At 69.5% G+C, this 15,038-nt stretch carries 10 protein-coding genes; 6 read left to right on the forward strand and 4 right to left on the reverse strand.

Annotated features, from left to right (window positions below):
- Positions 1-4: 4 nt before the first annotated feature.
- The 6 genes from nuoF (at position 5) to HUA75_RS30350 (ending at position 7,785) form a co-directional block, all read left to right on the forward strand.
- On the forward strand, positions 5-1,345 hold the full coding sequence (nuoF, locus tag HUA75_RS30325; protein WP_141643157.1) for an NADH-quinone oxidoreductase subunit NuoF: 1,341 nt from the start codon (positions 5-7) through the stop codon (positions 1,343-1,345).
- Positions 1,342-1,851, forward strand: a complete 510-nt coding sequence (locus HUA75_RS30330; RefSeq protein WP_141643158.1) for an NADH-quinone oxidoreductase subunit J — start codon at positions 1,342-1,344, stop codon at positions 1,849-1,851. The genes nuoF and HUA75_RS30330 overlap by 4 nt, the downstream gene beginning before the upstream one ends.
- A gap of 75 nt (positions 1,852-1,926) precedes the next feature.
- The gene (gene nuoK, locus HUA75_RS30335) at positions 1,927-2,229 is read left to right on the forward strand and encodes an NADH-quinone oxidoreductase subunit NuoK (RefSeq protein WP_141643162.1); all 303 of its coding nucleotides are present in this window, start codon (positions 1,927-1,929) and stop codon (positions 2,227-2,229) included.
- Between the two features lie 22 nt (positions 2,230-2,251).
- On the forward strand, positions 2,252-4,480 hold the full coding sequence (gene nuoL / locus HUA75_RS30340; RefSeq protein WP_141643159.1) for an NADH-quinone oxidoreductase subunit L: 2,229 nt from the start codon (positions 2,252-2,254) through the stop codon (positions 4,478-4,480).
- The gene (locus HUA75_RS30345) at positions 4,477-6,207 is read left to right on the forward strand and encodes a NuoM family protein (protein WP_174488374.1); all 1,731 of its coding nucleotides are present in this window, start codon (positions 4,477-4,479) and stop codon (positions 6,205-6,207) included. The genes nuoL and HUA75_RS30345 overlap by 4 nt, the downstream gene beginning before the upstream one ends.
- Positions 6,208-6,225: 18 nt before the next feature.
- Positions 6,226-7,785, forward strand: coding sequence for an NADH-quinone oxidoreductase subunit N (locus HUA75_RS30350; RefSeq protein ID WP_141648587.1), 1,560 nt, complete (start codon positions 6,226-6,228; stop codon positions 7,783-7,785).
- A gap of 99 nt (positions 7,786-7,884) precedes the next feature.
- Here HUA75_RS30350 and HUA75_RS30355 read toward each other — a convergent pair whose 3' ends face one another.
- From HUA75_RS30355 to selB, 4 genes are all read right to left on the reverse strand, one after another.
- Positions 7,885-8,730: a GNAT family N-acetyltransferase gene (locus HUA75_RS30355; RefSeq protein ID WP_174488375.1), complete on the reverse strand. Its 846-nt coding sequence runs from the start codon at positions 8,728-8,730 to the stop codon at positions 7,885-7,887.
- Between the two features lie 426 nt (positions 8,731-9,156).
- Positions 9,157-10,602: a sigma-54 dependent transcriptional regulator gene (locus HUA75_RS30360; RefSeq protein WP_141648589.1), complete on the reverse strand. Its 1,446-nt coding sequence runs from the start codon at positions 10,600-10,602 to the stop codon at positions 9,157-9,159.
- A complete protein-coding gene (locus HUA75_RS30365) occupies positions 10,599-13,115 on the reverse strand; it encodes an ATP-binding protein (RefSeq protein WP_174459729.1) in 2,517 nt (838 codons plus the stop codon). The genes HUA75_RS30360 and HUA75_RS30365 overlap by 4 nt, the downstream gene beginning before the upstream one ends.
- Positions 13,112-15,028, reverse strand: coding sequence for a selenocysteine-specific translation elongation factor (gene selB, locus HUA75_RS30370; RefSeq protein WP_174488376.1), 1,917 nt, complete (start codon positions 15,026-15,028; stop codon positions 13,112-13,114). Before selB ends, HUA75_RS30365 begins: the two co-directional genes overlap by 4 nt.
- Positions 15,029-15,038 lie beyond the last annotated feature (10 nt).

Below are 15,038 nucleotides of genomic sequence, written 5' to 3' on the forward strand. Positions count from 1 at the left end.
TCACATGACCGCTACGGCAAAGACGATCGACCCGATCATCTCGGCGGCCTGGGGCAAGCCGCAGTCCTGGACCCTGGACAGCTACAAGAAGCGCGGTGGCTACGAGGGCCTCAAGAAGGCGCTGGAGATGCAGCCGGCGGCCATCATCGACGAGGTGAAGAAGTCCAACCTCCGAGGGCGCGGCGGCGCCGGCTTCCCCACGGGCCTGAAGTGGAGCTTCGTCCCCAAGGACAGCCCCAAGCCCAAGTACCTGGCCGTCAACGGCGACGAGTCCGAGCCGGGCACCTTCAAGGACCGCTACATCCTGGAAGACGACCCGCACATGATGCTGGAGGGCATCGCCATCGCGTCGTACGCGCTGGGCGTGCACACCTGCTACGTGTACCTGCGCGGCGAGTTCAAGTTCCCCGCGGAGCGCTGCCAGGCGGCCATCGACGAGGCCTACAAGGCGGGCATCTTCGGCAAGAAGATGCTGGGCAAGGACTTCGAGCTCAACTGCTACCTGGTCCGTGGCGCTGGCGCCTACATCTGCGGCGAGGAGACGGCCCTGCTGGAGAGCCTGGAGGGCAAGAAGGGCTGGCCGCGCCTCAAGCCCCCCTTCCCCGCGGTGGTCGGCCTGTTCGGCAGCCCCACGGTGGTGAACAACGTGGAGACGCTCGCCAGCGTGCCCCACGTCTTCACGGGAGGCTCGGACTGGTACGCGAAGCTGGGCACGGACAAGTCGGGCGGCACGCGCCTGGTCTGCCTGTCGGGCTCCGTGAACCGCCCCGGCGTCTACGAAGTGTCCATGTTCACCACGCTCGCGGAGCTCATCTACGACGACAAGTTCGGCCGGGGCATGCCGGCGGGTCGCAAGGTGAAGGCCGTGATTCCGGGCGGGTCCTCGGCGCCGGTGCTGGGCGCGGACGAGCTGGACGTGGCGATGGAGTTCGAGGCCCTCAAGGTCAAGCAGACCATGGCGGGCTCCGGCGGCGTCATCGTCATGGACGACTCCACCTGCATGGTGCGCAGCCTGTGGCGCGTGGCGCGCTTCTACGCGGAGGAGTCCTGCGGCCAGTGCACGCCGTGCCGCGAAGGCACGCCGTGGCAGACGCGGCTTCTGCGCAAGATTGAAGAAGGCCGCGGCGAGCCGGGCGACATCGAGATGCTGTCCAACGTGGCGTCCTCGATTGCCCCCTACCCGCCCATCGGCCTGGGCAACACCATCTGCGCGCTGGGTGACGCGGCGGCGCTGCCCACGCACTCGTTCCTGATGCGGTACAAGGACGAGTTCGAGGCCCACATCCGCGAGCACCGCTGCCCGTTCGGCGACAAGCCCTGGGGTTCGTTCGGAGACTGGTCTTGAACATCGAGCTCATCCTCTTCGGGGCGTTCGCGCTCCTGACGCTGCTGTCGGCCGGGACGGTCATCTTCGCGCGGAGCCCCATCAACTCCGCCATGGCCCTGGTCTCCACCTTCTTCTTCCTGGCGGGCCTGTACATCCTGCTCTGGGCGCACACGGTGGCGGTGCTCCAGGTGCTCGTCTACGCGGGCGCCATCATGGTGCTCTTCCTCTTCGTCATCATGCTGCTCAACCTGGGGGAGTCCCCCACGCGGGGCCGGCCCACGCTGGCGCGAATCGTGGGTGGCGCCTCCACGGTGGGCCTGCTGGTGGTGCTGGGCATCGCCCTGTCGAAGCTGCCTTCCGGGCCGCCGCCCTCGCTGGGACTGGAGGGGCAGGCGACCTTCGGCACCATGGCGACCCTGGGTCAGGTCATCTTCACCCAGTGGCTGCTTCCCTTCGAAGCGGTGAGCTTGCTGCTGCTGGTGGCCATGGTGGGCGCCGTGGTGGTGGCCAAGTCGCGAATCTGATCGCTGCCGACTCCCCCCAACTTTCTGTGCTAGATGGCGGCGCAGGTCGTCGCCCGCGAGGCCCCGAATCGGCCCATGGTCCCCATCTCCTACTACCTCCTGCTTGCCGCCGCCCTGTTCTGCATGGGCATGTTTGGCGTGATGGTGCGCCGCAACGCGCTGGTCATCTTCATGTGCGTGGAGCTGATGCTCAACGCCGCGAACCTGACCTTCCTCGCGTTCGCCCGAATGCACGGAGACAGCGTTGGCCATGTCTCCGCCTTCTTCGTCATCGCCGTCGCGGCGGCGGAAGCGGCCATTGGCCTCGCCATCGTCATCGCCGTCTTCCGGAGCCGAGGCAGCGTCCTGGTGGAAGACATCCGGACCATGAAGCACTGACGGACCCGCCAGGAGCCCTGTCATGACCCTCTCGCAATTCCTGACGACGGCGCCCGTCGCTCCCGACGTGATGGCGCCCTCCCTGTGGCTCATCATCGCCCTGCCGCTGCTCGGCGCGTTCATCTGCGGCGTGTTCGGCAAGATGCTGGGCCGGGCCAACGTGAACCTGGTCGCCTGCTCGGCGGTGGGCGGCGCGTTCGTGCTCAGCGTGCTGGCCTTCTGGGCCACCAGCGCCACGGACCCGGAGACCCGCAGGCTCCTGTCCTTCCTCGTGAACCCGTTCGGCAACGAGCGCGACTACGTGCGCTACGCCCTGGCGCACGACTACGGCACCTGGTTCGCCGTGGGCGACTTCCGGGTGAACTTCGGGCTGATGGTGGACCACCTGTCGGGCACCCTGCTGCTGGTCATCACCGGCGTCGGGTTCCTCATCCACCTGTACTCCACCAGCTACATGGAGCACGACGAGTCCTACTGGCGGTACTTCGCGTACCTGAACCTGTTCGTCGCGGCGATGCTGACGCTGGTGCTGGCCGACAACCTGGTCCTGCTCTTCGTGGGCTGGGAAGGCGTGGGCATGGCCAGCTACCTGCTCATCGGCTTCTGGTACACGGACCCGGCCAAGGCGTGGGCGGGCCGCAAGGCGTTCGTCACCAACCGCATCGGTGACTTCGCGTTCCTCATCGCCACGTTCCTGATGGTGCTCCTGGTGGGCGCCTTCAACAAGCAGGCCGACGAGCGCGACTACACGGTGGCGGGCAGCAGCAGCCAGCGCTACGCGTCCGCGCTCCAGGACAAGGGCCCCGTCACCTTCCTGGGCCTGCAGAAGATGGCCGAGGCGCTGCCCGAGGGCGGCGGCAAGGTGACGCTGTCCACCCCCATCGCCGCGGGCCCGTTGGAGGGCTACACGTTCGGCGGGGTGATGACGGCGGCCATGCTGCTGTTCCTGCTGGGAGCCGCGGGCAAGAGCGCGCAGCTGCCCCTCTACGTCTGGCTGCCGGACGCGATGGCGGGCCCGACGCCCGTCTCCGCCCTCATCCACGCGGCGACGATGGTCACCGCCGGCATCTACCTGTTCAGCCGCATGTCCGCGCTGCTGGTGCTCAGCCCCACGGCCATGGCCACGGTGGCCATCATCGGCGCGCTGACCTCGCTGCTCGCGGCGCTCATCGCCTTCGCGCAGGACGACATCAAGAAGGTGCTCGCCTACTCCACGGTGTCCCAGCTGGGCATCATGTTCATGGGCGTGGGCATGGGCGTGTTCTGGGCGGCGGTGCTCCACCTCGTCACGCACGCGTTCTTCAAGGCCTGCCTCTTCCTGGGCGCCGGCAGCGTGATGCACGGCAACGGGGACGAGACGGACATCAAGAAGCTGGGTGGCCTGCGCCACGAGATGAAGTGGACGTGGGGCACGTTCTTCGTCGCCACGCTGGCCATCACCGGCATCATCCCGCTGTCCGGCTTCTTCTCGAAGGACGCCATCTTCCACGGCGTGCACCACAACCACCTGGAAGGGCTGCACTGGGTGTCCAGCGTCGTCTACTACCTGGGCCTGCTCATCGCCGCCTGCACCGCGTTCTACATGACGCGCGTGTACCTGCTGACCTTCGAGGGTCAGCGTTCCAAGGAGGCGAAGCTGGCGCACGCTCACGAGAGCGCGTGGCAGATGACGCTGCCCCTGGTGGTGCTGGCGGTGCTCAGCGTGGTGTCCGCGGTGTACGCGTGGCCACTGATGAAGGCGCCGGGCGACGGCCGGCCGCAGCCGGTGTTCGAGAACTTCCTGAGCCCGGTGTTCGCGGCGATGAACCGCATCGTGGCGTCGGGCAAGACGGTGGAGCTGGACACCAGCGTCCCCGCCATGGGCGACTACGTCTTCGCGTGGCTCGTCGCCGTCTCTGGCGGCGCGCTGGCGGGCTTCCTCTACCTGCGCTTCTTCCCGGCGCGCGTGGGCCAGCCGGTTCCCGCGTTCGCCCGGGCGGTGCGCCGCACGGCGCAGAACAAGTTCTACGTGGATGAGCTGTACGAGCTGGCCATCATCCGGCCGGTGAAGTTCATGAGCTTCATCCTCTTCCGCGTGGTGGACGCGCTCCTCATCGACACCGTGGCGGTCCGCGGCACGGCGTGGGTGACGGCGCGAGTGGGCAGCGCGCTGCGCTACGTCCAGTCGGGCGACGCCCAGGCCTACGCCGCAGTGATGGCCCTCGCCCTGCTGGGCGGAGTCGCCTACGCCCTCATCCAGGTGCTGCAATGAGCTTCTTCGACACCCACCTGCTCAACCTCGTCGTCTTCCTGCCCCTCATCTTCGCGGTGCTGGTGTTGATGCTGCCGGCGGGCGAGTCGGGACAGATTCGCACCGTCACGCTCATCGCCATGCTGGTGGACCTCGTGTTCGGCGTGTGGGCGTACATGCGCTTCGAGCCGGGCGGCCCGGAGTTCCAGCTCGAGTACCGGGTGTCCTGGTTCAAGGAGTTCGGGCTCAGCTACCACCTGGGCGTGGATGGCCTGGCGGTGAGCCTGCTGCTCCTCACGGTGTTCCTGGGCCCGCTGGTGGTGATGGCCTCCACCACGTACATCAGCCACCGCATCAAGGAGTTCCACCTGGCGCTGCTGGTGCTCCAGACGACGATGCTGGGCGCGCTGGTGTCGCTGGACGTGCTGCTCTTCTACATCTTCTTCGAGGCCATGCTCATCCCCATGTACCTCCTGGTGGGTGTGTGGGGCGCCGAGGACCGCCAGATGGCGGCGGTGAAGTTCTTCCTCTACACGCTGGTCGGCTCGCTGCTGATGCTGGTGGCGCTCATCGCCGTGTACTTCATCAGCTCGCCCGCGGGCGCGCGCTCGTTCGACTACTCCACGATGTACAACGGCCTGCTGGACGCGAACCGTCAGCTGTCCGCCTGTAACGCGGGCCCCCCCGGAGCGTGTGACTCACTCACGGGACTGGCCGCGACACTGCACACGTATGGCCCGTGGCTCTTCGCCGCCTTCGCGCTGGCGTTCGCCATCAAGGTGCCCATGTGGCCGGTGCACACGTGGTTGCCGGACGCGCACGTGCAGGCGCCCGTGGCCGGCTCCATGATTCTGGCTGGCGTCATGCTGAAGATGGGCACGTTCGGCTTCTGGCGGTACGCGATTCCGTTCTTCCCGGTGGCCGCGCAGAACGCCCGGCCCTTCCTGGCGACGCTGGCCGTCATCGGCATCGTGTACGGCGCGCTGATGTGTCTGGCGCAGCGGGACATCAAGAAGCTGATTGCCTACTCGTCCGTGAGCCACCTGGGCTACTGCATGCTGGGCATCTTCGCCCTGACGGCGGAGGGCGCCACGGGCAGCGCGTACCAGATGCTCAACCACGGCATCTCCACGGGCGCGCTGTTCCTCCTGTTCGGCTTCCTCTACGAGCGGCGCCACACGCGACTGATGGCGGACTTCGGCGGCATCGCCAAGGTCATGCCGGTGTTCACGGTGGCCTTCGTCATCATCACCTTCTCGTCGGTGGCGGTGCCGGGCACCAACGGCTTCATCGGTGAGTTCCTCGTCCTGCTGGGCACGTTCAAGTCGGACCTGGGCGCGGCCGCCGGCAACCCGCACCTGACGATGGTGTTCGGCGCGTTTGCCACCCTGGGCGTCATCCTGGGCGCCGCGTACATGCTGTGGATGGTGCAGAAGGTGTTCTTCGGCGGCCTCACGCACCGCGAGAACCAGCACCTGACCGACATGAACCTGCGGGAGATGCTCACGGTGCTGCCCTTCATCATCCTCGTCGGAGTGATGGGCCTGATGCCGCAGCCGTTCCTCGACCGCATCGAGCCGTCCACTGGCCGCTTCCTCGCCCGCGCTCGCGTGGGCACCCCGGGAGCCACCGTGCAGGAGGACCAGGTGCGCGTGGAGGTGATGGCGCTGCCGGCCCACCCCACCGTGGCTGCTCCGAGCGCCCCCACCCCGCTCGCCGCCCGGGCCGTCCCCTCGTCTCGGCCGTAAGCCGCCTGAGCCCACGACATGATCCTGCCCAATCTCACCCTGGCAGACTTCCTCCCGCTGATTCCCGCCATCATCCTGGTGGTGGGAGCCTGCATCCTGCTCCTGTCGGAGGTGTTCCTCAGCGCCACCGCGTCGCGCTCCTACCAGGCCGTGCTCACCGTGGTGGCGGCGGTGGCGGCGGGCGCCGTGGCCGTGGCCTCCATGTTCGAGCCGGCGCACGAGGCGTTCCTCGGCTTCGGCGTGCTGGACCCCTTCTCCAGCTTCCTCACCTTCGTGGTGTGCGTGGGCCTGGGCCTGGCGGCGCTGAGCTCGGTGAGCTTCCTGCGCAAGCGCGGGGCGGAGCGCGGTGAGTTCTACGCGCTGATGCTCTTCGCCGCGGCGGGCATGAGCCTGCTGGCGATGTCCAACGAGCTCATCACCCTCTTCGTCAACCTGGAGGTCCTCTCCATCGCGACCTACGCGCTGACGTCGTACCTGCGACGTGGCACGCGGCCGAGCGAGGCGGGCTTCAAGTACTTCATCCTCGGCGCCTTCTCCTCCGCGGTGCTGCTGTACGGCGCGGCGCTCCTGTACGGCGCCACCGGCACCACGAAGCTGACGGCCATGGTGGGCCCGCTGTCCGGCGCGCTCGCCACCCAGCCGGCGCTGGTCTACGCGGGCCTCATCCTCCTGGGCTCCGGCTTCGCCTTCAAGGTCGCCGCGGTGCCCTTCCACATGTGGACGCCGGACGTGTACGAGGGTGCCCCCACCCCCGTCACCGCGCTGATGAGCGCGGGCGTGAAGGCCGCGGCCTTCGCGGCGCTGGTGCGCGTGTTCCTCACGCTGGGCAAGGGAATCGACCCGCACCTGCCGCTGGTGCTGTTCTCCACCCTCGCCTTCCTCACCATGGTGGTGGGCAACCTGCTGGCGATTCCGCAGCGCAACGTGAAGCGCATGCTGGCGTACTCGTCCATCGCCCACGCCGGATACCTCCTGGTGGGCGTGGCGGCCTTGTTCGTCACCGCGCCGGGCGAGCAGTTCCGCCTGCTGGGCCCCTCCGAGCTGACGGGTGGCTCGCCGGTGGAGCTGGCCCGCTCGCAGGCGCTGCGCGGCATCCTCTTCTATCTGCTCGCCTACACCTTCAGCGCCGTGGGTGCCTTCACCCTGGTGTCCGTGCTGGAGCGCCGCGAGGACGAGGAGAAGGGAACCGCGTGGGACTTGGAGCGGTTCAGCGGGCTGGCGCAGCGCCGTCCGGGCTGGGCCGTGGCCATGGCCACCTTCATGCTGTCGCTGGGCGGGATTCCTCCCACCATCGGCTTCATGAGCAAGCTGCTCATCTTCCAGAGCGCGGTGGACTCGGGCCTCATCGGCCTGGCCATCGTCGGCGTGCTCGCCAGCGCGGCGGGCGCCTATTACTACCTGCGCGTGGTGGTCTACATGTTCATGCGGCCCGTGCCAGAGGGCGCCCAGCCGCTCGAGCGGAGCTGGTCCACGGAGCTGGCGCTGGTCCTCTCCACCGCCGCCGTGGTGGTGTTCGGTATCCTCCCCGGCCCCATCACCGCGTGGCTGGAGCAGGCCAGCAGCATCTTCGGCCAGTAGCCCTCGCGGGGCTGCCTGCCCCGTGGTTGTTCCCACGCCCGCCCCGGCCTCGTGCTCGGGCGGGCGTCGTCTTTTCCGGGGCCCGCGACGAAGCGCGCGCTACGGCTCCGGAAGCGCTCCACGCAGCTCGAAGGTCTCCAGGCTCACGCCGGCTCCCGCGTCGCGCAGGATTCGCTCCAGTGGCGCGTCATCCGTCACCACCACGCCCATCGACTCGCGCGAGGTCCCCAGCAGCGAGAAGGCGCCCTCCAGCAGCGCCCGCGCATGAGGCAGTGAGGCCGCGAAGAAGGGAAACAACACCGCGCCACCCGAGCGCACGTCCATCATCCCGAGCGGCGCCTCCTCCACACCATCCTCGCGCGCCAGCCGCAGCAGTCGGTGCGAGGCCAGCGTCGCGTAGCGCGCCAGCTTGCCCGGCATCATCCCGAAGGCCCCCGTCAGCGGCGCCCAGTCACCTGCCTCCAGGGGCACCACCACCAGCCCGCCAGGCACGGGCGGAAGCGCGGCCACCTGGGCTCGCGTCACCTTCAGGTTGATGCCCTGGCGCGCGCGCCTCATGCCCAGCGAGGTGTACAGCCCCAGGGCCGCGACGTTGTCCCGCTTCACGTTGAGGGCCCAGCTCCGACAGCCCTGCTCCCGGAAGCGCGCCGCCACCCGCTCCATCAACCAGCGCCCCAACCCCCGCCGACGCGCGGAGGGCGCCACCACCAACTGCCCCACGTAGCCCAGCTCTCCCAGCGCGTCCGTCGACGTGTACCCCTCCACCCCACCCGGCCCGTCCACCAGCAGGGTGCGGGGGGCCACCTCATGGGCCCACATGGAGGCGGACGGAGGCGGTTCGTCCACCCCCAGCTCCGCGAACAACCTCACGTAGGTTTCGTAGTCAGAGGCCCGGCCAGGCCTCAGGGCCCACGCACTCGGCTGCCGTCGCGCTTCCACCGCCATCAGGCATTCCTCCGCGGAAGGATGGAGCGAACACCGACGCGGGCGGATTTCAACGGCCAACAGCACAAAAGAAGGCGGCCCGACACTCCACAGGGGAGGGTCGGGCCGCGGGTCTTCTGAAGGTGACTCACCGGAAGTGCTGAAGGGGTGGGGGGGAACCGCCTTCAGCCTCGCTTCGATGTGTCCCGCGTGGAGCTATAGCAGTCGTCGTGCCAAGAGTCGTTTTGAGACAAACTCCAGTTTTCTCAGGCACTTAGAGGTCCACCCGACACTGGCCAACCTCGGCGATTGCATTGCAGCCCTGAAATCGACTTGCAGAACTGAAAATTCTCAATGATTTCAAGCGCCTGTGTTTTTCACCGATGAACCTCGTTCATTTCGGATCTGAATCCACAGGTGCGCAAAAGTTACACGTCCAACTCCACCCTACTCCCGGACCGCCTCGCTGGGCGGGCGGAGGTTGAGGCGCTTCATCTTCCGCCACAGCGTGGTGGAGGAGACGCCCAGCTCGTCCGCGACGCGGGCAAGGTCCACGCCATGGCGCTCCAGGGATTGGGCGATGGCGCGGCGCTCGGCCTCTTCCACCACCTGGGCCAGCGTGGGGCCTCCGCTCGTGCCCGAGCCCAGGCCCAACTGCCCGTCCAGGGCGCTGAGGCCAGATGAGCCGTGCGCGGGCGACAGGCGGGCCTGTCGCAGCGGGAAGTCCTCGGGCAGCAGCTCGTCGCTTTCGGCGAGCGCGGCGGCCTGCTCCACCAGGTTCTCCAGCTCGCGCACGTTGCCAGGGAAGTCGTAGCCCATCAGGTGCGTCACGGCGGAGGCGGACAGGCGCCGGGGGTTGGGGCTGCGGGCGTTGGCGCGCTCCAGGAAGTGCTCGGCGAGCGCGGGCACGTCCTCCAGACGCTCGCGCAGGGGGGGCACGCGCAGCGTCACCACGTTGAGGCGGTAGTAGAGGTCCTGGCGGAAGCGCTTCTCACGCACCTCCACTTCGATATCGCGGTTGGTGGCGGCGACGGTGCGCACGTCCACGCGCAGCGCGGTGGACTCGCCCACGCGGCGGACTTCACCCTCCTGGAGGGCGCGCAGCAGCTTGGACTGGAAGGTGGGGCTCGTCTCCGTCACCTCGTCGATGAAGAGCGTGCCGCCGTCGGCTTCCTCGAAGAGGCCGCGGCGCGCCTTCACCGCGCCAGTGAAGGCGCCCTTCGCATGGCCGAACAGCTCGCTCTCCAGCAGGGACTCGCTGATGGCGGCGCAGTTGACGGGCACGAAGGAGCGGCTCTTGCGACGGCTGTGCGCGTGGAGCGCGCGCGCCACCAGCTCCTTGCCGGTGCCGCTCTCGCCCTGGATGAGCACGGTGGCGTCGCTCTGTGCCACGCGCATCAGCCGCGAGGTGAGGTCCCTCATGGCCGCGCTGCGTCCCACCAGCGCGGACAGGCCGTGGCGCTGGTTGAAGTCGGTGGCGAGGTTGTCCACGTCGCGCAGGAGGCGCGCGCGCTCCAGGGCGCGCTCCACGCGGTAGCGCAGCTCGCTCTCCTTGAAGGGCTTGGTGACGTAGTCGTAGGCGCCCAGCCGCATCGCCTCCACCGCGCTCTCGATGGAACCGAAGGCCGTCATCATGATGACCTGGAGACGGGGGGCCACCTCCAGCGCGCGCCTGAGCAGCGTCAGCCCGTCCATGGGCTCCATCTTCAAGTCCGTCAGCAGCAGGTCCATGCTGCCGCCCGACAGGTGGGCCAGGGCCTCCTCACCCGTGCCCGCCTCGAAGACGGTGTAGTGCTCGGCGCGCAGAAGCAACGCAGTGGTCGCGCGCATGTTGCGCTGGTCGTCCACGACGAGGATGCGTCCACGGGACGGCGGGGTGTTCGCGTCAGTCATGGGAAGGACGGGGGCTGCGAGAGGGGAAGGCGGAAAGTGAAGGTGGTACCGCGACCGGGGACGCTGTCCACGGCGATTTCGCCTCGATGTTCCTCGAGGATACGTTTGACGACAGCCAGGCCCAGGCCCGTGCCCTGCGCCTTGGTGGTGAAGAAGGGCTCGAAGACGCGGTGGAGCAGCTCGGCGGGAATGCCCAGCCCCTGGTCCGCCACGTCGATGCGCAGCTGCTCACGCCCACCATGCGCCTCCCGTCGAGCCCGCACCTGCACCCTCCCGCCCTGCGGCATGGACTGAATCGCGTTGACGGCCACGTTGACGAGCGCCTGGCGGATGAGCCTGCGGTCCATGGGCACCGGCGGCAAGCCGGGCTCCACCTCCGAATCGATTTGCACGGGCCGGTCCGTGCCACCGCCCTGCACGCGCGCCGCCTCCAGTGAGTCCTGGAGCACGCGGCCCAGGTCCTCGTGCTGGAGCACCGGGTTCCTGGGGCGCGTGTAGTCCAGCAGGTCGCCGACGATGCGGTTGAGGCGGTCGCTCTCCTCGCCCAGGATGTCCAGCAGCATGCCCGCGTCACCCGCGGGCTCCAGCAGCCGGCGCAGCGACGCCACCGCGTTGAAGATGACGCCCAGCGGGTTGCGCACCTCGTGCGCGACAATCGCGGACAGCTCGCCCAGCGCCGCCAGTCGCTCGCGCTTCACCATCTCCGCGCGCGTGGCGGCCAGCTCCGCGTAGCTGGCCCACAGCGATTCGTACAGGCGCGCGTTGGCGATGGAGAGCGCCAGCTGGCCACACGTGGCCTCCGCCAGCTCGACGAGCTGGGGGCTGAAGCCCCGGGTGCGCCGCGTGTCGTCCACCAACACCACGCCAATGAGCTCCTCGCGCGAGGTGAGCGGCAACGCCAGGAGCGCCTTCTCGCCGAAGCGCTGGACGAGCTGCGGGTTGAAGCCTCCGCCAGAGGCCTCCACGTCCTCGATGGCCACCGGCCGCCGCTCGCGCGCGGCCCGGGCCGCCACGCTGTCACTGCTCAGCGACAACACCACCGTGCGGAAGAAGTCGCGATGGGCCGCGGAGGCCGCGGCGCCCCGGAGCACCTTGGCGCTCTCGTCGTACAGCATGATGTAGCAGTTGGACACGTCCAGCAGGTGGACCAGGAAGTCCGAGGCCACGTCGAGGATGCTGGAGGTCTCCAGCACGCCCGACGTGGTGCGGGCCAGGTCCAACAGCAGGCGCGTCTCCGTGAGCTGCCGCCCGGACTCCGAGCGCAGCCGCCGCTGCTCCAGCAGCGTCACCAGCAACTCCGACAACGTCCCGAGCAGCCGCACATCCCGCGCGTCGAAGGGCCGGTCCGGAGCACGAAGGACTTGGAGCACCCCACAGATTTCTCCGCCCCGAGCCAGCCGCACCGCCGCGCCACTGCCCAGCGCCCCGCCGGAGACTTCGCGCAGCACCGCCGCCTGCGCCTCCGTGGTGAGGTCTCCATCCAGGGCGTCCGGCACCGAGGCCCCCATCACCCGGCTCAGGCGGTCCACGGCCCCCGGGGAGACGCCGCTCTCCGCGAGCCCGAAGTGGGCGGTCAGCTCCAGCGGGCCCTCCTCGCCGCTCGTCAGGTGCAGCACGGCGGCCTCCGCCAGCAGCAGCTCCGACACGCGCGACAGGAAGTCCTCTGGCGTGGGGGGAATCGGCCGCGCCACGAAGCGCGCCATCTCCGCGACGGCGCCCACTTCCCACCGGCTGCGGGTGCTGTCCGCCTGCACACGCGCGTCCGTCAGCGCCGCCCCCACCACCTTGGCGAAGAGCGTCAGCACCGAGCCGTGGCGAGGCGCCACCCAGGGCCCCTCCACTCGCAGCACCTCCACCTGGGGCCCACCCACCGGCAGGTACACATGCGTGGGCGAGGCCCGCTCCGCGCCACCGAAGACAGGGCGCCCGTCCGACAGCGCCTCCAGCCCCAGGTACACGTCCACCGGAGGAGGCCCCCCATCGAGCGCGTGCAACCGCATGCCGTCCCACCGCAACAGCCGCACCCGGAAGCCCGCGGCCTCCAGGCCCTTGAGCGCGACGCGGCGCACCGCGTCCTCGGAGTGCGCGGACACGAGACCCGCGGAGGTCTCCACCAGTCGCTCGGCCACGGACAGCTCGGTGGGCCGGTCCACCATGGGAAGCAGGTTGAGCAGCAGCGCCCGCCCCCCGCTCTCGAGCGAGAGATGGGACGCGTAGAGGGCCACCTCGCGGGTGACGCCGTCCGCCGAGGGAACCTGGTACAGCTGCGTCGCCGCCTCCATGGGCACGCCGGACTCCAGCAGGCGGTAGCGCTCGACCAGCCTGCTGCGGTCCTCCGGCTGGACGAAGTCCATGATGGAGCGCCCCTCGACTCGCTCCCGGGGAAGCCCCAGGAGCGCGAGGTACGCGTCGTTCGCGGCGAACACCCGTCCGTCCACCACCGCGAGCACGGGGTTGGCGAAGGGCTCGATGAAGGCGCGCAGCGACGCCTCGCTGTAATGCCTCGTGCTCATCCGCGACGCAGCACCCGCTTCTCGCCCACCCGGAGCGTCACCTTCTCCCGGTCGAAGTACTCGGACAGAGGGATGACGAACTTGCGGCTCTGTCCCACCAGTTCCTTGAAGGCCTGGGTGGTAATTTCCTTCTTCTCGCGCAGGTGGGCAACCAGCCGCTCCCGAAGGGAGCCCAGCGCCGCCGCGTCGAAGCACAGCTCCTCGCTGACCTTCACCACCCTCCCCTCGGCCACCAGCACCTTCATCAGCTCTCGCAGGCGGGGCACCGGGAGCTGGAGCTTCTGGGACAGCTCGCCCTCCGTGGGCGGGGCCAGTCCCGTCGCGGACAGCTCCGCGGCGAGCCGCGCCCGGGCCGCCTCGTCCCCCAGCGACAATGCACGGCCGCGCCCCTTCAGACGCACGAGGTCCCGGTCCACCTCCAGCTTCCCGGTGTCCCCCAGTCCCTGCAACACCCGCTGGAAGGCGCGAGCGTCCAGCTCGGACGACAGGCGCTGCCGCAACTCCTCTCGGGACAGGCCCTCGCGCAAGGGCTCGCGCTCATGGAATGCGGCCAGCAATGCGAGCGCTCGCCCCTGCAGTCCCTCGAACACCTCGCCGGACAGATACAGCCGCTTCTCGCGGTCCACCAACAACGCCGAGCCCCGCGTGCCCGACAGCTCCAGCGCGCGCGTCAGCACCCGAGGCCCCAGCCCGGAGCGGCCGAACAGCTCCTGCTGCGTCAGTCCGCGATAGCCCGCCTGCCGCAGCAACCAGGCCACCTGCCCCGCCGGGTCCGCCTCTCGCAACGGCGCCACCACCGCCGAGCCCCCCTTGCGGCGCCGGGGGGGCACAATCGACAGCACCCGCCCCCCCGCGAGCGTCGCGCCCCGCCCCGGCAGCGCACGCGAGCCCCGGAGGATGAAGCGCTGGCCCACGAGCGCCGCCACCGGAGCCTCCAACCGGAGCTGCGCCAGCGTCGTCTCGCCGGGCTCCAGCCGCTCCACGTCCAGCAGCGCCACCGTGGCCTCCACCTGGGAGGTGCCCAGGTGCAACAGCAGCTTCCTGCGACGCGGCAGCGGCGACTCCGCCGTCGGCAGCAGCGTCAACTCCACATCCAGCATGCGCGTCTCGGGCAGCTCTCCCGCGCGCGTCAGCACCTGCCCTCGGTGGAGTGACTCCGCCTCCACGCCCGGCAGGTTCACCGCCGCGCGCTGCCCGGCCTCCACCTTCTCCACCGCCCGCCCGTGCACCTGCACGCCGCGCACACGCAACGGGCCCGGCTGTCCCGGCAACAGCGACACCGCGTCGTCCACCGCCACCGTGCCCGACAGCAACGTGCCCGTCACCACCGTGCCGAAGCCCTTCAGCGTGAAGACGCGGTCCACCGGGAGGAACGTCGGCCCCTCGGAGGGACGCTTCGCCAGCGCCCCGGCGGCGCGGCTGAGCGCGGTGCGCAGCGCGTCCAGTCCCTCCCCCGTGCGCGTCGAGCAGGGCACCACCGGCGCGCCTTCCAGGAAGGAGCCCGTGGTGAGCGCGGCGAGGTCCGCCTCCACCAGCGCGCGCCACTCCGGCCCCGGCTCCGCCAGCAGGTCCGACTTGGTGAGGGCGACGACACCGGCGCGCACGCCCAGGAGCCGGCAGATGTCCAGGTGCTCGCGCGTCTGGGGCATCACGCCCTCGTCCGACGCCACCACCAGCACGGCCAGGTCCACGCCACCGGCGCCCGCGGCCATCGCCTTCACGAAGCGCTCGTGGCCGGGCACGTCCACCACGCCCGCCACCGTGCCGTCATCCAGCGTCAGGTGCGCGAAGCCCAGCTCCAGGGTGATGCCCCGACGCTTCTCTTCCTGGAGCCTGTCCGTGTCGATGCCGGTGAGGGCCTTCACCAACGACGTCTTGCCGTGGTCGATGTGGCCCGCGGTGCCGACAATCATCGCCTCACCA

The organism is Myxococcus sp. CA040A (assembly GCF_013336725.1).
GTDB lineage: Bacteria > Myxococcota > Myxococcia > Myxococcales > Myxococcaceae > Myxococcus > Myxococcus llanfairpwllgwyngyllgogerychwyrndrobwllllantysiliogogogochensis.